This is a genomic window from Bacteroidia bacterium (assembly GCA_041391665.1).
In the GTDB taxonomy this organism is placed as follows: domain Bacteria; phylum Bacteroidota; class Bacteroidia; order J057; family J057; genus JAGQVA01.
Genome location: JAWKNO010000002.1, coordinates 132,858 through 153,637, shown reverse-complemented (window position 1 = coordinate 153,637; position 20,780 = coordinate 132,858). Strand labels below are relative to the sequence as shown.

The following is a 20,780-nucleotide window of genomic DNA, read 5'->3' as shown; positions in this document are numbered from 1 at the left end:
GCTCCTGTCTGGAACGACCTTCTTGTACATTACTCAATTTAGGTTAGACTGTTTATTATCAGAACTGCCGTACGCGCTGGCGAATCTGCTCCTGTGATTGGATTGTTCTGCGGGGCGCTGTTCCGGTTTGTTCTTCCATTTTCGGTTTTTCTTCCACTTTGGGCTTTTCTTCTTCCATTTTTTGCACCTTATTTTGCTCAACCGGTGCGGGCTGTCTTTGCACTTCAGGCAGCTTTTGTACGGAAGGTCTTTGTTCAACTTCCTGCTTTTTCAGTTCTACCTGTGCAGGTTTTTGTTCTACAGGACTTTGGCGTACACTTCCTGATTCCATCTGACGTTTTTTCACGGACTGAATAATTGCCTTATCAAAAGTCTGTGCTTCTTCTACCTGTGGCTGCGGTTTTTGCATGGTCGTTCCCTGTGTAGAAGCAGGTGTCCGTACGGGTTGGGTTTTCACTTCCGTTTGTACATTCTGTTTGGCTGCGGAGCGAATGTCAGACTGAATACGTACCCGTTCTGCTTTTTTCTGAGCGATATAGTTTTTTCTCTGGGGAACACTCATGTTGCGCATTTCAGAAGGAAGGTCATTAGGCGAAATGTTTTCAATACTGACAATACCTGCATCAATCGCATCAATCAGATCCCATTCTTCATTGCGGTAGCTATTGGAAGCTTTGGTAAGCGTACGCTGAGACTGGTTTACCTTTCCATAGCGGTTGGCGTTCCGGTCCTGCTCAAGCTGCCGCTCCTGAAATTTCCGTCCGTTGGATCCATAAGGAATATAGGTAGCATTCAGCCGGGTATTCATTTCATAATAGTAGTTATCCTGTGGGGTAGGATCATAGTGAATATGGTAGTTGTGGTCAATATTCATATAATCACCATTTCCATAGTCGGCTGCACGTTTCCAGCCAAAACTGATCCCTTTCTGGTAAGTGCCACAATAGATGGTATTCACAATTACATCTTGTCTTACCGCCATTCTGATAGCATCGCGGAAATCAACTCTTCCCTGATCAAAATCCTCATTTCCGGCAATATACATCAGTTTCAGATCCGAAGGGCGACGGCTCCAGTTGAGCTGGTCCATAGCCATCATTACAGACTCTCCATAGTATTCATACCGGCCACCTGTACGGAGGTAAAACAATTCTTCGGAAAGCCAGTCAAGGTTTTGGGTAAATGGTACGACCTGGCGCATATACCCGTTGCGGGAGCCTAAATTTTCATTTCCCAATTCATAGAGGGCAATTTCCAGCACGGGTCCCCGGCCATATTCGTAGTCCATCATCAGACCATTGACAATGTACCAGAGTTGGGAGCGGGCCTGATCGAGCAATCCTTCCATACTTCCGCTGACATCCAGTATCAGTGCAATTTGAATTTTTTCCTGACTGCGATTCCCATTGTGATAGTGAGAGCCGCCTGCATGGTCATTGTACGAATAGTCGTCGTTGTTACTTCTGTAAGTTCCGCCATACTGAGCGCTGAGCCCAAGGGAAACAAACAAAAAAGCGAGGAGTAAAATATTCGATTTCATAAGCGTAAGATTACTGTGTCTGTTTGTTATTCTATACAGTTCTATACGCTTTCCAAAACCATGTGTTTTCTTTTTTGGTCATCGGAGTGTAGCCCAAAATGGGCACCTGCTGTTGTTTCAGGCGGTTTTGTTGTCGGGAAAAAAGGACAAATGTGAAGAAAAAAAATTATCCGTGATTTGAAAAAAAAATAAAAAAAGTGGGAGAAAGCCTATCAAAACCCTATTGTCCCGTAAGTTTTGCCTCTATTGTTTTGTATTTTTTATAGGTTGCCATTTCATTAAGCTGCAGAGATATTTGCAGAATGGCGCGGACGGTATTGAGTTCTTCGGGTTTTACAAGGTATGCTTTTTCCAACCAGGAAAGTGCCTGTTGAAAATACGCATTTCCTTTTCCGGCTAATTCGACTGCCAGTTTTGCGTCAGCAGTTTCATTGGACTGGCGTTGTAAAACCATGCCCTTATTGACCAATAAAGCACCAAGATTAAACAATGCCGTTTCCTGCTTATCATCCAAAGCGATTGCCTGCTGGTATTGCGAGATGGCTTTATCTATATCGACCGATTCGAGTAGCGAAGCATAAGCTACACGGAGCATATAATTTTGGGGGTCGTCTGCGATTGCTTTTTCAAACTTAGCCTGCGCCTCGGGATATAAATCCGGGGAATTGAGATATAAATCCAGCTCCATCGACCGCAGGTTGTTGATGGCATCCTTATATTGCCGGTCCATTCGTTGTACGCGGAGGTTTTCCATTCCCCCACTCCACTTCTGAAGTTTTTCGTATTCCTGGTCGAGCACGGCCAGTCCGGCCTGCAATTCAGCCAATGCCTTTTTCTTATCATTTTTCAGATATCGGTGGAGGATTGAGGCGCGATAATAAATATATCCCACAAGCAAATCCGGCATTTCGGGGGGGAATCTTTTGTAGAGATCAATCGCTGTCAGGAAGTCGCGCAGCGCACCCAGCGAATCTTTCTGAGCAAGCCGCACCTGTCCCAACAGGTCGTAATTGATATATCCGTGGGGAACAAGCTCCGTTAATGCTTCAAAATAGTCGAAGGCAAGGGTCAATACCACCGATTTTTCACGTCCGGAGAGAGAAGACCCTGTACCCATACTCATGTAAGTAAGCCCCGTTTGGGTAAGCATGGGCTCAAGCTCATTCATCTGAGCGAGTGTTTTTTCTTTCCAACGCCCGGAGGCATCCGTTTCCAGAGACCGGCGAAAATTGTGATACGCCATGAGGGAAGGTTCCGGATAATTTTTGAGAATAGCCGGATTATTCTCTAAAACAGAAGCCTGATATAACCGCACATAGGTCATGCCCAGATAATAATGTCCGGCAGCAAGATTATCCGGTTTTAATACTTCCGGTACCCCCAGCCCCTCTTCCAGCAGAGAAGCAGCTTTCTCATAATCCTGAGATTCATAGCTGACAATACCGGCTGTTATTTTTGTATCCCCCTGAGCAAACAGAGAAACAGAGAACAGATAGGTAAGCGAAATAATACAGAAAATCCGAACGAAGTACAGCATATAGTGAAAGGTTGATTGCATTAATGGTAAAGAAAAGTAATGGTTTTCAGCCGGTGTAACAAGGCCTCTGTCAGAAATAGGCCCTAATCATCCGGAAAAGCGGAAAATGAGTAATTAAAATACGAAAATCAATTGAAACGAGGAGTAAAACACCTGATACTGGTTATGTTACCATTTACACAAAATGGTATTTGCCCGGCCAATATTTGTCTCTAAGTTTGTAATAACAGGACGGTAATCCTGGAATTACAAGAGCAAGGGCTAGGGTCGATTCTGCTACAAGGCATTGAATCCCCTAGTTTTTTTTTGCCCTTTTCCCGACTGATTTTCCCCCTAAACATTTCATCCCGATAAATCATTCCTTTTTTTCTCCGAAAAAACCGAAATATTGTAAGAGTTTTTTAATGAATGGGTGTAATATTCCCACACTTCCCTTACAAAATATCGAAATTACCTCCACCCTGATTTATATTAAATAAATGAATATCAATACTTTAGGGCAAATTATACAGGGAAAGTACCCACCGCTGGGGTATGTAACCAATCACCCAAAAAGAGATTTGCCAACCTCCAATTCCTGCCTATGTTTGTATTGTAACAGGACGGTAATCCTGGAATTACAAGAGCAAGGGCTAGGGTCGATTCTGCCACAAGGCATTGAATCCCCTAGTTTTTTTTTGGTTGAAATTTCCTGTTTAATAAATATTTACCGGCGACCACTAATCCATAGACACAAGCACCTCCGGCATACAAATTAACCATTGATACAAAAACCCGACAATCGCATAGCGAAAAGTTATACGTTTGTATTATTACAGGACGGTAATCCTGGAATTACAAGAGCAAGGGCCAGGGCGACTCTCCCTGTGGGATCGAGTCCCCTGGTTTTTTTCAAAAAATGATTTCAGGGCAGAAAGTTGTTTGTCAATCGTGCGATTTGCATCTAATTTTACAGGATAAAATTCCATGCCTTGATCATCACTACCTATTCATTCCCCCGCGCCGCTTTGATCGGCAACCCTTCCGACGGATATTATGGAAAGACGATTGCTTTCGTCTTTAGAAACTTTCACGCGAAGGTACTTTTATACGAAACGCCCGAGTTGGAAATTATTCCACAGGAACGCGACCGAAGCACTTTTTTGAGTGTGGAAGGTCTGTGCCGGGATGTCGAAATGTATGGATACTATGGCGGTATCCGGCTGCTAAAAGCGGCAATCAAAAAGTTTTATGAACATTGCCAGGACAATGGGATTAAACTGTCGAATAAAAACTTCACGATTCGCTATTCGACCACCATTCCCAACCGCCTTGGCCTCGCAGGTTCCAGCGCTATCATTACAGCCTGTATAAAGGCACTGATGCGCTTTTATGAGGTGGAGATTCCTATTCCTATTCAGGCCAATCTTGTACTCTCTGTCGAAACAGAAGAACTCGGGATCGGAGCCGGCCTGCAGGACCGGGTTGCCCAGGCCTTCGAAACGCCAGTGTATATGGATTTCGACAAAACGGTGATGGAACTTCAGGGGTACGGCAATTATCAAACGATTGAACCCCGCGTACTTCCGCCCTTGTATATTGCCTATCGCACCGACCTGTCGGAAGGCTCAGAAGTCGTGCACAACAACCTGCGTGAACGCTACGATTTGGGCGATGAAAAAATTCACCAGGCGATTAAAGGATTTGCGGATCTTACCACTCAGGCAAAAGCCTGTCTCGAAAGTGGGGATTCTGCACGGCTGGGAGAACTACTAAATGCCAACTTTGACCTCAGATGCAGCATTATGGAAGTCAGTAGTGCCAATAAACGTATGGTTGAGCTGGCACGCTCTGTAGGGGCAAGCGCCAAATTTACGGGATCAGGTGGCGCGATTATTGGCACATATAAAGATGAGAAAATGTATAAAAAACTTGCGGATGTATTTGAATCAGAACAAATCGCCGTATTAAAACCAGAAATTATTTCCTATAAAACTCAGAAAAAGTAAGTCAACTCAATGGTTAAAAAAGCTGTTATTCCCGCCGCTGGCTTCGGCACCCGCTTGCTCCCGCTCACCAAATCACAACCTAAAGAGATGATCCCGATTGTGGATACGCCAACCATACAATACGTAGTGGAAGAAGCCGTCGAATCAGGAATAACGGATATTCTGATGGTCATCGGAAAAGGAAAACGTGCGATTGAAGAACATTTTGACCGTTCTTTTGAACTTGAGCTTGCACTCGAGGAAAAAGGAAAAATGGAAGAACTTGAGTCTATCCGGAATATTACCCGGCTGGCAGATATCCATTTTGTATGGCAAAAAGAACTCAACGGACTTGGCGATGCCATCAGCTATGCCCGACACCATGTAGGCAATGAACCCTTCGCGGTACTCCTTGGAGATACAATTATGGAGTCCTACTCCGGAATCCCTGTAACCAGGCAGCTGATTGATGTCTTTTCCAGCTACCAGGCGCCCGTTGTAGCACTCGAATCTGTAGATCCTTCTCTTGTGTCCAGATATGGCGTCATGGGCGGTAAAGAAGTAGACAATCATATCTACAAAGTCAATCAGTTTATTGAAAAACCAAAACCCGAAAATGCCCCCTCCAATCTGGTAATCGCAGGAAGATATGTGTTTACGGCTGATATTTTCAACTACCTGAAAGTTGTGCCAAGAGGTGTCAATAATGAAATACAACTTACTGATGCAATGAGCCTTATGCTGAAAGAGCGTGCCATGTATGCTTTACACTTCGATGGTTGCAGACACGATATCGGCAACAAGTTGGATTTCATCAAAACCAACCTGCTTTTTGGCCTTAAAAGAGAGGACATGTCTGAAGAATTAACCTCCTGGATCAAAGAACTTGCGCAGTCTTTGTGAAAAAGGTGCAAAAAAATTAATTTTCTTACATTACAAGGCTGCCCAGGTGGGCAGCCTTTTTTTTGGAGCTTTATGTACAAAGGAAGATAATATGGGGGATTTTGCGCTTTAAACCCATTTTTGGCACAATACCTCAAACATTTTATTCGTTATTTTCTGGCAATTCTGGTAAAAGAAGCGATTTCTCCCACCTCATTTTTCGCACAATATCAATTTTATCTTACACTTTAAAATTTGATATAAGTGTGTGCCAGCAAATAACCCATACTCAAAATCCGGATAAATAGCTTAAAAACAAGCATATACAAAATTATTCGCAGATATACCCAACCTCAAAATCCGGACATTCACATACACTTTATAAGGAAGGCATAAAAAATCTGCCAATTCACCCCGCCTGTGTAACCATTCCGACTAAAAAAATAACCATTTAATCAAAATTTAACGTGGTCCCCTCAAAATTGGTCGCTGTTTGCCATGTATCGGCAAGGTATTTGATATAGACCATACATATCACAGTCAGCTAAGTTAAATCACTCGAAGAGAAAATTGACTTAGTTTTTAGAGCAAGGGCTGGGGTTGATTCTGCCAATGGTATTGAGTCCCCCGGTTTTTTAGAGCAAGGGCTGGGGTTGATTCTGCCAATGGCGTTGAGTCCCCCGGTTTTTTAGAGCAAGGGCTGGGGTTGATTCTGCCAATGGCGTTGAGTCCCCCGGTTTTTTAGAGCAAGGGCTGGGATTGATTCTGCCAATGGTATTGAGTCTCCCGGTTTTTTAGAGCAAGGGCTGGGGTTGATTCTGCCAATGGTATTGAGTCCCCCGGTTTTTTAGAGCAAGGGCTGGGGTTGATTCTGCCAATGGTATTGAGTCCCCCGGTTTTTTAGAGCAAGGGCTGGGATTGATTCTGCCAATGGTATTGAGTCTCCCGGTTTTTTAGAGCAAGGGCTGGGATTGATTCTGCCAATGGTATTGAGTCTCCCGGTTTTTTAGAGCAAGGGCTGGGATTGATTCTGCCAATGGTATTGAGTCTCCCGGTTTTTTAAAAAAGGTAAACACGAATAGTTTCGGCTGTTCGTGTTTTGCTTTTTAACCCCACATCCTGCTGCCAGCCTGCCGTTTACTCGCCAAAAAAGACCTCTCATACCCCAATCCATACCAACAGAGACAAAGTGTTTTTTTATTGAATAACTGGTTAAGAAATTCACCTGTTCACTGCTGAAATCATGATATCAAGTTCAGAAAAAAGATCTTACAGATAGGTCCGGTAATGCTATTTTATCATGAGCAACTTTATTAGTACGGTAAGAGTACTTGTCAATCAGGAAAAATACCAGGATGCGACACAGCTACTTGCTGACTTCCTGAATTATGGCACAAAACAACTGCAGGAGCAGATAAAACGGCTACGGGAAAGGATTCGGCAGGCTGACAGGGAACCATCTTCTGTAGGGAAGGGAAAATTCAACCCTGCGGCAGCGTTGAATGCTTTTCTGGACTACCTGGAACAAAAAGAAACCGCACAGCTTCGGTTTTTGTCTCACCTTACTCTGGCCGCCGAAAAATTTTCAACCGGCGAATGGCAGGAGGCCAGGCTCAACTACGAACTCGCCGGCGAGCTTCATCAACCCGTTTATGCCATACCCATCGCTGAAATAAAAAGGAAATCGAGGCTTTGCGATGAAGCAATGATTTTCAACCAGTACATAGAAACTGCAAATGATTTTTTTGCGATAAAGTCATGGGAAAATGCCGCTAAAAGTTATCAGCAGGCAATCAAAATGATTCGGGAAGATTTTCACTACGATCCTACAGAGCTACATAATACGCTTGCACTTTGTCATCGTGGTGTGCGTTTTGACCAAAATATGGACCTTGCTAAAGGTTACGAATCACAGCGGATTTGGGGAGAAGCAAAAATGGCTTATTTCCGTGCACTAGAATTGCATGATGAAGCTTTTAATGTGAGAAAACAGGAGATTCAATCTGCGATTTCCTTCTGCGAAGAAAACCAACAGCAAAAAAAGCGTCTTCAATTTCCGTTGCCCCTACGCCATGGCACTATGGTTTTAAATCTGGGGCTTGTTGCGGCGATCATCTTTATCAGTATTCAATTTACCCGCAACAAATCAGAGGAGAAAAGAGGAAATGTTCATATAACCTATCCTGAAAAGTCATTGGTCTCTGATACCATTTCTTTTTCTACAAATGGGGCTTCCGCCCTTGCGATTATTCCATTTTGCAATAATATCAAGGATTACTCCCTATCAGCCAAGGTTTATTCAGATGCTATTTCTGCGATCAAAACCTCTGGAAATACAGAGATATCATTACTCTCCGAAAACCCTGTATTAAACTCAATAAAGAAACTGGGGCTGGTAAATGCCGATTTTTGTGAGGAGAAAGAAGCCCTCAGGATTGCGGAAGACCTGGGAGTAGAGAATATTATTATGGGTAGAATTGTCAGTTTGCCCGATAATCAACTTAGGATCGTCTGCCAGCTGTTGTATGTTCCGACAAGACAATACAGCAGAGAGATTGTACTTACAGACAGGGACATTAACCGGCTGCGTCAGAATCTGATTATGGAGTTGCGCCAGGTTTTCGAATAGCTTTATCGTATTTACCGAAATATCTGAATTTTCCGGCTTACCGCCTTCTCACCTGCATCAAAACGAAGGCTGTATATACCTGCGGGAAGATTGGAAACATGGATATCAGTCTGGTCGCCTGAGGTGATAACAGGAATTTCCTTCATAAATACCTTTTCGCCAAGCAGATCAAATATTTCGATCTTTGCAGGGGTGCGCAGTGGCATGCCCCAGTTAATGGAAAAAGATCCATAGCTGGGATTGGGGTAAATCAAAAAATCGCTTTCATTCAGTCCGGCCAACGAAGTATTCGCTTCGCAGGCTTCCATCGTGAGGTTAACATTATTGCGAAGCAAAGGAAGTTTGTTGTAAAGATTATTTCCCGGGCATAAGGTAGAGCAACCATCCTGGTGCCCAGAAATGGTCATAAGGGTCTTCCCTGAGGAGAGGTGATACGACGATGTATTGGGGCCGATATTGGCATCACAACTTTTCCACGCCAGCAACTGGGTAAGACTGGTCAGAGCGGCTGCTGTAGGTTCGGCATTTTCAAAATTACCCAACATACATACCCCCATAGTGCCGGAGTTGTAGCCACAAAAATGTGCACCTTTGACATTATTCCCCCCGCCACGGCCTTCGTAAATCATCCCATTGGGATCAATGAGCCAATTGTAGCCGATATCACACCATCCATTGGTATTGACATGGAGGTTCCAGATAGCGAGTACGACCGCTCCCCAGTTGTCGCTGGTATTAATACCGGCAGAATGATGAACAATCAGATGGGATACTGTTGTCGTCTCGACAACACTGCAAGATGGAGATGCACCATCGGGACAATTCCAATCAGATCGTGAAGCATATACGGGAAGCGGACACAGGCAATTGTTGTTCATTCCGGAAAGGGAGAGACCAGTAAGGCCCTCAGGATTCACGGACAGGAGTGAGCCCGGGCTGAAAAAATCAAACCGAATATTGCTCACTCTGGCAAATGGCAAGGAAGCCTGGGTAGTGTTAAATATGATTCTGTACTGAAAATAATTGTAGGAAGAATCTACAAACACCATGTTTCCGATAAAACGAGGATCGCCAGGGTCAAGATCCTGACTTTTTTCTACGGTTTCCCAGGAACCCCAACTGATCTGATCAGTAGAAAAACGCACAGCAATATCCACCAGTGCAGGGTCATAATTGACAATTGCCGCTACAGGGGTGAGGGTAAGGAAGGGTTTTGCGTTGAGAATAGGAATCGTCTCTGTAATTGACACATAATACGACTCTTCTCCTTGTCGCAAAGGCATTAACCCTTGTGAAGTGCTTACCACATTCAACTGATGTTGAGACAGTTGCGTTTGCGTAAAATCAATCTGATAGGAAGAATGTTCCGAAGAGGAGTCCAGGGACTGGCTCAACACCCGGGGAAAACAGCAATAAAAAGCAACTGCCGAAAAAGAAACAGACAGCCGAAACAATTTTTGCAGGAAATGCAGACCAGTCATGATCTTATCCATAATGAGTTGAAAGTTACGTATTTTACCTGAAAAAAAACTAACCATTATCTCTTTATTCCTGAAAAAACAGCGCAATCTCTCCCTGATTGCACCTAAAGTATTGGCGTATCAGTGATTTTGAATTAAATTTGCAGCCTGATTTGGCAGACAATTATTCTGGCAAAGCCAAAACGAACTGAATACCCATGGGAAAATACGACTTTCGAACCATAGAAAAAAAATGGCAGAAACAGTGGAAAGCAAACCGCACGTTTGTTGCTGAAAAGCTTTCCAGCAAACCGAAATACTATGCGCTTGACATGTTCCCCTACCCTTCCGGTGCGGGATTGCATGTAGGCCACCCACTGGGTTATATCGCTACAGATATTATTACCCGATACAAAAGATTAAAGGGATTTAATGTTCTTCACCCCATGGGGTTTGATTCGTTTGGCCTGCCTGCCGAACAATATGCCATCAAAACAGGCATCCATCCGGCGGAGACCACCCGAAATAATATCGAGGGTTATCTCAAACAGATGGAGAATCTCGGTTTTCACTATGATCCCGATGCTACCCTCTCCACGAGTGATCCCGAATACTATAAATGGACACAGTGGATTTTTATCAAGCTTTTTGAGCACTGGTACGATAAATCTCTCGAAAAAGCCCGGCCAATCACCGAACTGGAAGAAGTTTTTGCCGCCAGCGGTAACATTAGTATTACAGCGGCTACCAGCCAAAAGGAATATTTTTCCGCTGACGAATGGATAACATTCACCCCAAAAGAGCAGGCCGACATTCTGATGAATTATCGCCTGGCATACCTCGCCAATGCGACCGTCAACTGGTGCCCGGCTTTAGGAACAGTTCTCGCCAATGAAGAGGTAAAAGACGGCAAATCGGAGCGTGGGGGTCATCCGGTGGAAAAACGTCTGATGAAGCAATGGATGCTCCGCATCACCGCATATTCTGACCGGCTCCTCGACTCTCTCCAGCTCCTCGATTGGTCTGAGTCCATGAAATCCATGCAAACCCATTGGATCGGCAGGTCTGAAGGTGCCAGCATTATCTATCAGGTAGATGGGGTTAGCGACACCATTGAGGTGTTCACGACCCGCCCCGATACGCTTTTTGGCAATACATTTATGGTTCTTGCTCCGGAACATCCACTGGTAGAAAAGATCACGACAGATGCTCAGCGCCAGGCCGTGGAAGCCTATGTTGAGTGGGCCAAAAACCGTCAGGAGGTGGATCGTATTGCCAATACCACTAAAACAGGTGTATTTACAGGCGGGCATGCCTTGCACCCGCTGACAGGAAAAAAACTCCCTGTCTGGATTGCCGATTATGTCGTCATTACCTATGGCACCGGTGCCATTATGGCCGTTCCAGCTCATGATGAGCGGGACTATGAGTTTGCGCACAAGTTTGGAATAGAAATCATTGAAGTTATCTCCGGAGGGGATATCTCCAAAGAAGCCTTCCTTTCCAAAGAAGGGATTATGGTTCATTCTGATTTTCTCAATGGAATGAAAGCCGGAGATGCTATTTCTGCGATGATCGGAAAACTGGTAGAAATGGGAATCGGGAAAAAAGAAATTACTTACCGCCAACGCGATGTAATATGGTCCCGTCAACGCTACTGGGGTGAACCAACGCCGGTTTATTATAAAGACGGAATTGCCCACGCGCTCAAGGAAAGTGAACTTCCGCTTGTACTGCCTGATATTGACGAATATAAACCCTCTGAATCTGGCGAACCGCCGCTTTCCCGTGCCGAAAACTGGAAAATACGCCCCGATGGCGGTGAATATGACCTTAATACCATGCCCGGGCTGGCAGGTTCCAGCTGGTATTTCCTCCGCTACCCTGATGCGGCCAATGATACCCAACTCGTAAATCCGGAAATTGAAAAATACTGGATGCCTGTAGATTTGTATGTTGGCGGCACCGAACACGCGGTTGGGCACCTTATGTACTCCCGATTCTGGACAAAGTTCCTCTTTGACCTGGGGGTTATTTCTGTTGAAGAACCCTTTAAAAGGCTGGTCAACCAGGGGATGATTCAGGGTGTATCCCAACTCATGCACAGACATAAAGAGACCAATGAATATGTATCCGCTGATCTGATCCCGGAAAACGAAACCGATCAGTATTCACTCATTCATACAGATGTGAATATCGTGCGCAATCAGGTCATGGATGTCGATGCCTACCGCAAATGGACAAAAGATGCGACAGCAAAATTCCGTCTGAATGAAAAAGATGAATTCCGGACCACATCGCAGGTAGAAAAAATGTCCAAATCTTTGTACAACACCGTCAATCCAAACGATATGTGCGAGCAATACGGCGCAGATACCATGCGGTTGTACGAAATGTTTCTCGGACCTATCGAAATCGCCAAACCCTGGAGCACCGACGGCATTACAGGTGTTCATGCATTCCTGAAACGTGCCTGGAGTTTGTTTTTCGGAGAAAATGATGAGTGGCTTATTACGGAGGAAACCCCTTCTGCCGAAGAGTTAAAAATCCTTCATAAAACCATCAAAAAAGTGGAAGAAGGCATTGAAAGGCTTTCATTTAATACCTGTGTGCCTGCATATATGGTGTTTATCAAAGAAATTGCCCGGATGAATTGCCACAAGCGTGAAATCCTTGAGCCTTTCCTCAAAATTCTTTCTCCATTCGCGCCCCATGTCTGTGAAGAGCTGTGGCAACAATTAGGACATGATACGTCGATTCTTCTTTCTGCTTTCCCTCAATGGGAAGAGAAATATATTGCGGAAGAAGAAATTGAATACCCTATCCAGATTAATGGAAAAGTAAGGGTACGTGTAGCTGTTCCGGCAGATGCAACCGCCGAAGAAGTGGAAAAAGCTACCCTTGAAAACGAGGTCGTACAACAGTGGCTGAATGGCAATAAACCGAAAAAAATCATTGTTGTACCGGGAAGAATCGTGAACGTGGTAGTCTGATTCAGACAGATTTCCTTCGCCACCAAAGGCCTGCTGAAAAAGTAAACAATAAAAGTACAATACTGCCCGCCAACAGGCCGGCGGTATTGGCACTATTTGTCTCAATGGCTGACATATCTCCCATAGGCACAAATGCTGACCAGTAATATGGGTGAGCCAGCAGATTGTCGGCTTCGCCCAGATACAAAAGTTTTGCACTACGCAATGCTTCATCTTTGTTTTTGCCTTGTTTCAAAAACTGGTAAAACGCCTGAATAAGTTCTGTCGTAGCCGCGTCATTGACGCTCCAAAGGGTGGTTACCATACTTTTTGAACCGGCATAAGTAAAGCCCCGCGCCAGGCTGGCAATTCCTTCCCCACGTATCAGCTTGCCCACGCCCGTCTCACAGGCACTCAATACCACCATTTCTGCATTTATATGCAAGTGGTAAAGTTCTGACACTTCCAGAAATCCATCTTCAGTCGAATCTTCCGGAGCAGAAAAAACAATATGGGAAAACATCGGCTGATAATCATCCAACTGCGCATGGCTTGAAATGTGGATGATCTGATATTCTGGCGCGATTTGCTTAAATCTTTTTTCCGAAGCGAGGGAGTCGGTAAAAATATCCCCACCCAATAGTTTGCCAATTTCTATCACTTCCGGCTTGCTGTAAATCAAGGGTGCCAGCGTGTTTCGTACATGTTTTTTACTTTTATCTGCAAAACCGGTATTGCCAAACTCCGGAGAAAACGCAATCAGTTTTTTTTCAGCGGGTCGATGGCTACTCCTCTCCGCCATTTTTATCAGCAATGCGGAGGAAAATCCATATGCCAGCTGATGGGCTCTGATCATATAAGGCAGCATACGGAAATGGCCGGAATCAGAAACCGGTTGGGTCAATAAGGCATCAAAAGGCACATAGCCCAACACCCCATCGGGAATGATGACCAGTTTTTCAGGCAAATTTCCCAAAGGAAGTACCAGCCGCTGGTATAATTCCCAGGCTCTTTGGAGGTATTGCTCTTCAAAAAATTGATGATCCATTTCCCCGGATGTGTGTACATAGAAGGGCTTATATATGCTTTCCCGAAGCTCAGATACCGCTAATGAGAGGTCGCCAGCAGAAGGTGTTTTTACGATTCGGCCCAAATCATCGGAAATGTAAATGATGTACAGGTTTCGTTCACCCGAAAAATATTCAATCATTCCGCCAACGTTTTTTTGACGGATATAACTCCGAATGTCATTGACAGAAGGGGTTCGTTTTTCATATTTCAGGTTGTAGTAATCCGGATAATTGATTTCCATCTGGCGGATAAGGGAATCCTGGCCAAAAGAAAGTCGCAGTATCCGGGAGCGCCATCGGCTGATTTTTTCCAGATCTTTGTCTGTTCCTTTTTCTTCTTCTTCGAGAATTTTTTTATTGTAAAAATCAAGATCAGTAGAAAAATCACGCTCCAGGCGCAGCACATCTTCCGGAATACCTGCGTAACCACGGGCTTCATTTTCCTGAAGGGTTCCATATAGCAGCGTGTATTTTCCTTTTTCAGCAAAACTCATTGCCTGATTGACATACATTTCCGACTTAGAAGATTCGTACAGGGCAAATGCAGCCTCTATGCCTCCCTCATAAATTGTCATCGACTTGGCGGACAGAAACTGCCGCGCTTCACGGGTTTGGTACACAGTTTTGATTGAGTCTGCAAATTGTGCGGCCAGGCTGTATGTCTGAAGTGTTTTTTCCCACAATTCAGGATTCCGGAGGGCTTCTGTGCGGGAAAGTTCGGCTTCGGCGGTAAATATTTCAAGCAAAAAGATCGGAAGTGCTACCTCTCGTACCGCCGGAATCTGTTGTTGAACCGGTTGAAAAGAACCTGGCGGAATGAGGCTTTGACGGGCAAGTGAAAAATAATACCCTGCGCTATCCAGCTGATTCTGATTCTTATAATATTGTCCCAGCTCAAAATAGATCTTCCCTGTCGAAACAAATGCTTCATTGCGATTGCGCTGATTTAACTTCAAGGTTTTCAGCAGGGTGGAAAGTCGCTTTTTTGTGTTTCCCTGAGGCACATACACCCGGGAGAGAGAAATATATGCCGAAATCACATCCGGATGACCAACCAGCCCCGAATGCTGGAGCGTCTCTATACTTTTGCGAAAATGTATTTCCGCCTGGTTGTAATTTTTTTGCTGAAAATATATTTCGCCCATTTTGGCATAGCCTTTTGCCAGTTCAATCCCCGCTTTACCAGACTTCTCTTCAGCTATGCTCACTCCTTGTTGATATTGATCTGCGGCACCTTCGAGGTCGCCTTTTTCGATCAGCAAATCCCCCAAAGAATAATGATTGGCAATCTGATAAGGATGGTTTGTGCCAAGATCGCGCGTGTCAATCGCGATTACCTCTTCAAAATAGTGGCTTGCCTGAGTATAGTCTCCGATAGCTGCATAATAATTGCCCAGATATGCGTAGGTCGTTGACAAGTACGGATGATTTTCCACCCCCGATTTCTGAATAATGGCCAATGCTTCTCTGGCTGCCTTCAACATTTCGAGATCTTTGCCTCTTCGGTAATAGCCTGCCCCCATATTGATCAGGCTGGTAATCAGCTTGGGGTGATCAGCGCCATACATATTTTTGCGAATCGCCAGCGATTTTTCGTAATAAGCCATTTGGAGATCGTACTCTCCCAGCATGCTGTTTACCCAGCCCAGATTGGAATAGGTCATCGCGACCCGCTCATGGTTCTCTCCGTATTTTTTTAGAAAAATTGACAATGCGGCCATCATATATTCCCTGGCCTGGCTGTAGCCTGCCATTACATCTGCACAACCGGCCAGATTGATATAGGCAATGCCAATTTCAGGGTGCCCTGGCGGAAGGTTTTTTTCCAGCAATCGTACCCCTTCTTTCAAATGCTCCCATGCTTTTTCACAATCGCCTATTGCCTGATAAACACAGCCCAGCGACTTTTCAAGCTCTCCCACCTGACGTGACTCATGGCCAAACTCGCGCAGACAAATCGCCAGGCCTTCTGTCAGAACCGCCTCTGCCTTTTCATATGCACCGATCGTGTATAATCCTGTCGAGTATGACTCCAGGGCTTCAGAATAATGCCCCCAGAGTTTATCTTTTTTGAAAGTTTCGGCAGATTCGCGGAAATAAAAAATTGCACTGTCATACTCGGCAGAATCCATAAAACTTTCACCCATCAGGTGATAACAGGCACCTAGAGTAGTGTCCGGTGCCTGCGCTTTCAGATACAGTAGTTGGGGAAAAATAGAGAAGAACAGGGCTAATAAACGGAATATTGGCTTTACCATCTACCTGAATATACAAATTTATTGATTTGTCTCTTCCAGTAATTTCCAGCAATATAACTGCATACGGGGAATATGAAAAGGCCCTTTCCACAAATTGCCCTTCACCGTGGTGGAAATACGACCATCCCGGTGAAGGTAGCCCAGCCACTCGCCATATTGCGTGTCGGGAAAACGCCCGTAAGTCCAGTCGTGAATCATCCGGTGCTGGCGGGCATATTTTTCTTCACCGGTAAGTTGCCACGCCAGTAAATTGGCGATGATCGCTTCACACTGCGGCCACCAGAATTTCATATCATGCCAGTACTCGGTAGGAGGAAGGTTTTTGCAGTCCCGGAAATAGATAATTCCTCCATATTCTTCATCCCAGCCCCACTTCCAGGACCAGTCCAGCATTTTGAGACCGAGCTTCAACAGGTGAGGATCATTGCCTTTGTATTTCGCCTCGTGAAGCACAAACCATGACGCTTCAATCGCGTGGCCGGGATTGAGCAGACGCCCGTCGAGGTTATCCAGAAATTCACCATTCGGCCCTACGACTTCCATGACGGCCTGAAACTCCTCATTCATAAAATCTTTCTCCAACTCGCCGATCACCTGCATGATTCTCTCTTCCAACCACGGTTCGTCACATACTTCCCGCAGTATCTGCGCCGTCACAAGTGTAATCATGGGTATGGAAAGGCCCTTACTGTCCCGGGTTCCGGGAATTCCTTTGGGCGGAAGCAGGCCCGGCGTTTCAAGCTGATGCATGGTAAAATGAAAGAGATCGATGGCTTTTTGCACCGCCGTTTTGTCTTTTGCAGCTTTTCCATAAGCCGCATAAGCCGCAATAGCAAAAAACTCTGAGAATACATACCGCCGTTTCCGGAGAGGTTTTCCTTCCTGGGTAAGGGAAAAAAACATCCGCCCATCTGTGTCAAATGCATGTTTCTCCAGAAAATCAAGCCCATGTCGGGCGAGTTGCAGCCACTCCTCACGCGGTTCGACAGTCGCATAAGCGGTAGAAAGCAGCCACACAAACCGCCCGTGAATCCATACAGACTTATCAGTACTGATCACAGATCCATCCCGGTTGAGGTTGAAAATAAAGCCACCATGCGCTTTGTCCACAGCATTTTTTATCCAAAAAGGCAGGACATCTTCCAGCAGGCCGTCGCGGTATACAGGCAAATAATTCACAGGGTTCATAAGCTGATTTATTTCTATTCGAAACAACTAACTTTTCCTGCTTCGGCCAAAGGAATTCCCCTTTCAGTTGGTTTTTTTTTGTCCCGGCCAAAACGCACTGCTATTTAGGCTAAACCTTTACTCCATGAAACTTCTTCCCCACTATCTGTACAAACTGCTATTTGTAGTTCTTTCGGGTACTTTCACCCAGCTTCATGCAGGAAATCTCCCTACCGGATTTATTGAAGAAAAAATGGCTTCCGGCCTCAACCCTGTCGCTATGACCTTAGACCATCACAGCCGGATTTGGGTCGCAGAAAAACATGGAGCCGTGCGTATCATTGATTCTACAGGATCGATCTTGCCCGACCCCGTGATCCAGCTAGCCGTAGATGACTACAATGAGCGGGGGCTCGAAGGCATTGCCCTGCACCCCGATTTTGATAACTTTCCCTATCTGTATCTCTATTATACCCGCCCAGACGTGGCGCGAAACAGGGTAAGCAGATTCACTGTCATCGGCGACCTGGCGGTGCCCGGAAGTGAGATTATTTTACTTGAATTAGATTCGCTATACGGATTTATTCACAACGGGGGCGGAATGGTTTTTGGCAATGACGGCATGTTGTACGTAGCAACCGGGGAAGCGGCCAACCCGCCGCTCGCACAAAACATGACCAGCCTCCACGGAAAAATTCTTCGCATTGATCCCAATGGGGGAATTCCGCAGGACAACCCCTTTTACGCCAGCCTTTCCGGCAACTACCGGGCGATTTATGCTTACGGATTCCGCAACCCGTTTTCCCTCACCTATGACAAAGGACAGGGAAGGTTATTTGCCACAGATGTAGGTTCGGGCGAATATGAAGAAATCAACGAAATTTTTCCCGGCAAAAACTACGGATGGCCACTGGTAGAAGGGCCGATTGCCGCACAAAACCCTCCGTCAAATTATCAGAATCCTCTTTTTGCTTATGACCACAATGCAGGTTGTGCCATTGTAGGTGCGGCTATTTTCCACGGTACAGCTTTTCCACAGCGATATGAGGGTGCATTTTTTCACGGAGATTATTGCGACGGATATATCAATGCCATCAATCCGGAGACGGGCACGGTAATAGAGACATTTGCCACGGGTGTCAACCGCCCGTTGGCGATCCTGTTTGATGAAAACGACGGCAGCATGTTTTACCTTTCCAGGGCAGGTATAGGCGGCGGCTCTCCCAACGACAATACGGGCACCCAGACAGGAGAATTGTGGAGAGTGCGCTATACAGGAAGTGGTGCGCCGTTTATTTCGCGGCAGCCCGAATCAATACTTGTACCAGTGGGGGAAAGTGCTACCTTTTTTGTTCAGGCACAGGGCACGAGTCCATTTTCTTACCAATGGACCCGAGACAACCAGCCGGTGCCCGGGGCTGTGGCAGCACAACTGGTGGTTTCTTCCGTGTCGCTGTCAGACGATGGAGCCAGTTACCGGTGTGTCATCACCAATGCAGAAGGCGAAGAAACCAGTGAACCCGCCATTCTGTCTGTCACCCTCAACCAGCGTCCCGAACCCACGATTTTATCTCCCGATCCAGGCATCCGGTTTAAAGCAGGCGACACCCTGCGGTATGAAGGATATGCTACCGATCCGGAGGAGGGAAACTTGCCTGCGGCAGCCCTCAACTGGCGCATAGACTGGCACCACAACGATCACGTGCATCCCGGTGCAGGCCCGTTTCCCGGCGTAACGAGCGGCAGTTGGGAAGTTCCCCGCGTCAATGAAACCGACGTCAATGTCTGGTACAGGGTGTACCTGACCGCCACCGACAGCCAGGGGCTGAGCAAAACGACCTACAAAGATATATATCCACAGCTTGTGCCGATGGAAATAAACGGGCCCAAAGGACTTGTGGTGAATGTGGACGGAAGACTGCGGGAACTCCCCTACCATTTTCAGAGTGTGGAAGGAATACAACGGATTATACAGGCCCCGGAAAGGAAGGTTGCCGGCGATTCGATTTATACCTTTTTAAGGTGGACAAATGGACACACACAACCCGAATATACCCTCTTTGCCCCACCGGGAGGTACATCGCTGCGAATTATCTATGAGGCTGTTCCGGTTGGCAACGGCCCCGGGTTGCCCGGAGCATATTACAATGACCTAGAACTCGATCTCGACGGAGACCCCGTTTTTGAGCGGATAGACAGCGTAATCGATTTTCGCTGGGGCAACAGTTCGCCTCATCCTTCTATCACCAAAGACTACTTCACAGTACGCTGGCTGGGCGAAATCCAGTCCATATATGAAGATGAATATACCTTCTACATCCGCTCCGACGACGGAGCAAGGCTCTGGATCGGAGACTCACTGGTCATCGACAACTGGGTAGCTCAGGCGCCGAAAGAAGTTTCGGGAAACATCTATCTCCGCGCAGGGCGCAAATACCCGATCCGCATGGAATACATGGAAATCAAAGGCGGATCGGAAGTAAACCTCTCCTGGAGCAGTCCGCGGATCGAAAAAGAGATTGTGCCCCAGCGGCAGTTGTATCCACCCCCAATATTTTATCCATCCACCGTGCAAGGATATGTCTGGCTGGATGAAAACGGCAATTATGCCCGCGACCTGACGGAGCCGGGGATTGAGCATGTAACCGTATTGTTGCGGGTAATGGAAAGCGACTCAGTATATCGCAGCACAATCAGCGGAGCGGACGGCGCGTACCAGTTTGAGTTTCTCCCGGAGGGATTGTTTTACCTCCAGTTTCTGGGCGAATCGGCAGGCAGCGGCCTGGTTCCCGGCGCCGGGCTGGACACTGGCGGAAATACCCCCGCATTTTTTCTGGCGGCGGGAGAAACCCTTACCCTTCACACCTTTTTCACCAAACTGCCGGAGCAGGAAGCAGAAATCATCTCCGACCTCCGCCTTTACCCCATACCCGCAGGCGCAAATACCACCGTACAATTCCGGCTTTCCCTCGACCTTCCGGTATCAGTCGCCATATATAATCGCGAAGGGCGTGAAATGTTCACCCAAATCCTTTCCGGCCGGAAAGGCCAAAACCAGTTGACATTTCCCACCGGGCATTATCCCTCCGGCATCTATCACCTGCGGGTTTTCCACCCGCTGGTACACAAAAGCCAGAGTTTTGTGAAGGAATAGTCCGGGGCTTCGACTACGCTCAGCCACCGGACACGCGCCGTGCGGCGCACCTATGCGACCGGGGCTTCGAGTAACCTCAGCCACCGGTCGATATTGGCGCCGCAGCGCGCATCAAAACCGGTGGGTGAGGCTCTCGAACCCCAC

Annotated in this window: 10 protein-coding genes; 5 read left to right on the top strand and 5 right to left on the bottom strand. The window is 46.2% G+C overall.

The genetic code is table 11. The features are described 5' to 3' along the window. Nucleotides 1-58: 58 nt before the first annotated feature. Both R3D00_12320 and R3D00_12315 read right to left on the bottom strand, forming a co-directional pair. A complete protein-coding gene (locus tag R3D00_12320) occupies nucleotides 59-1,540 on the bottom strand; it encodes a hypothetical protein (GenBank protein ID MEZ4773961.1) in 1,482 nt (493 codons plus the stop codon). Between the two features lie 220 nt (nucleotides 1,541-1,760). Next, nucleotides 1,761-3,077: a tetratricopeptide repeat protein gene (locus tag R3D00_12315; protein ID MEZ4773960.1), complete on the bottom strand. Its 1,317-nt coding sequence runs from the start codon at nucleotides 3,075-3,077 to the stop codon at nucleotides 1,761-1,763. Between the two features lie 971 nt (nucleotides 3,078-4,048). On the opposite strand from R3D00_12315, the gene R3D00_12310 reads away from it, so the two are divergent. The 3 genes from R3D00_12310 (at nucleotide 4,049) to R3D00_12300 (ending at nucleotide 8,555) form a co-directional block, all read left to right on the top strand. Next, the gene (locus tag R3D00_12310; protein ID MEZ4773959.1) at nucleotides 4,049-5,065 is read left to right on the top strand and encodes a GHMP kinase; all 1,017 of its coding nucleotides are present in this window, start codon (nucleotides 4,049-4,051) and stop codon (nucleotides 5,063-5,065) included. A 9-nt stretch (nucleotides 5,066-5,074) separates the two neighbouring features. Next, complete coding sequence (gene galU, locus R3D00_12305) at nucleotides 5,075-5,947, top strand: UTP--glucose-1-phosphate uridylyltransferase GalU (GenBank protein MEZ4773958.1); 873 nt, start codon at nucleotides 5,075-5,077, stop codon at nucleotides 5,945-5,947. A gap of 1,279 nt (nucleotides 5,948-7,226) precedes the next feature. After that, nucleotides 7,227-8,555 carry a hypothetical protein gene (locus tag R3D00_12300; GenBank protein ID MEZ4773957.1) on the top strand — a complete coding sequence of 443 codons (1,329 nt, stop codon included), beginning with the start codon at nucleotides 7,227-7,229 and terminating at the stop codon, nucleotides 8,553-8,555. A gap of 11 nt (nucleotides 8,556-8,566) precedes the next feature. Here the strand turns inward: R3D00_12300 and R3D00_12295 are convergent, their stop codons facing one another. Further along, nucleotides 8,567-10,048 carry an N-acetylmuramoyl-L-alanine amidase gene (locus tag R3D00_12295; GenBank protein MEZ4773956.1) on the bottom strand — a complete coding sequence of 494 codons (1,482 nt, stop codon included), beginning with the start codon at nucleotides 10,046-10,048 and terminating at the stop codon, nucleotides 8,567-8,569. Between the two features lie 185 nt (nucleotides 10,049-10,233). Between R3D00_12295 and leuS the strand changes: the two genes are divergently transcribed. Beyond that, the gene (gene leuS, locus R3D00_12290) at nucleotides 10,234-13,008 is read left to right on the top strand and encodes a leucine--tRNA ligase (GenBank protein MEZ4773955.1); all 2,775 of its coding nucleotides are present in this window, start codon (nucleotides 10,234-10,236) and stop codon (nucleotides 13,006-13,008) included. A gap of 1 nt (nucleotide 13,009) precedes the next feature. Here leuS and R3D00_12285 read toward each other — a convergent pair whose 3' ends face one another. Beyond that, nucleotides 13,010-16,315: a CHAT domain-containing tetratricopeptide repeat protein gene (locus R3D00_12285; protein ID MEZ4773954.1), complete on the bottom strand. Its 3,306-nt coding sequence runs from the start codon at nucleotides 16,313-16,315 to the stop codon at nucleotides 13,010-13,012. Nucleotides 16,316-16,333: 18 nt separating this feature from the next. Further along, complete coding sequence (locus tag R3D00_12280) at nucleotides 16,334-17,503, bottom strand: AGE family epimerase/isomerase (GenBank protein ID MEZ4773953.1); 1,170 nt, start codon at nucleotides 17,501-17,503, stop codon at nucleotides 16,334-16,336. A 124-nt stretch (nucleotides 17,504-17,627) separates the two neighbouring features. Between R3D00_12280 and R3D00_12275 the strand changes: the two genes are divergently transcribed. Then, complete coding sequence (locus R3D00_12275; GenBank protein MEZ4773952.1) at nucleotides 17,628-20,636, top strand: PQQ-dependent sugar dehydrogenase; 3,009 nt, start codon at nucleotides 17,628-17,630, stop codon at nucleotides 20,634-20,636. Nucleotides 20,637-20,780 lie beyond the last annotated feature (144 nt).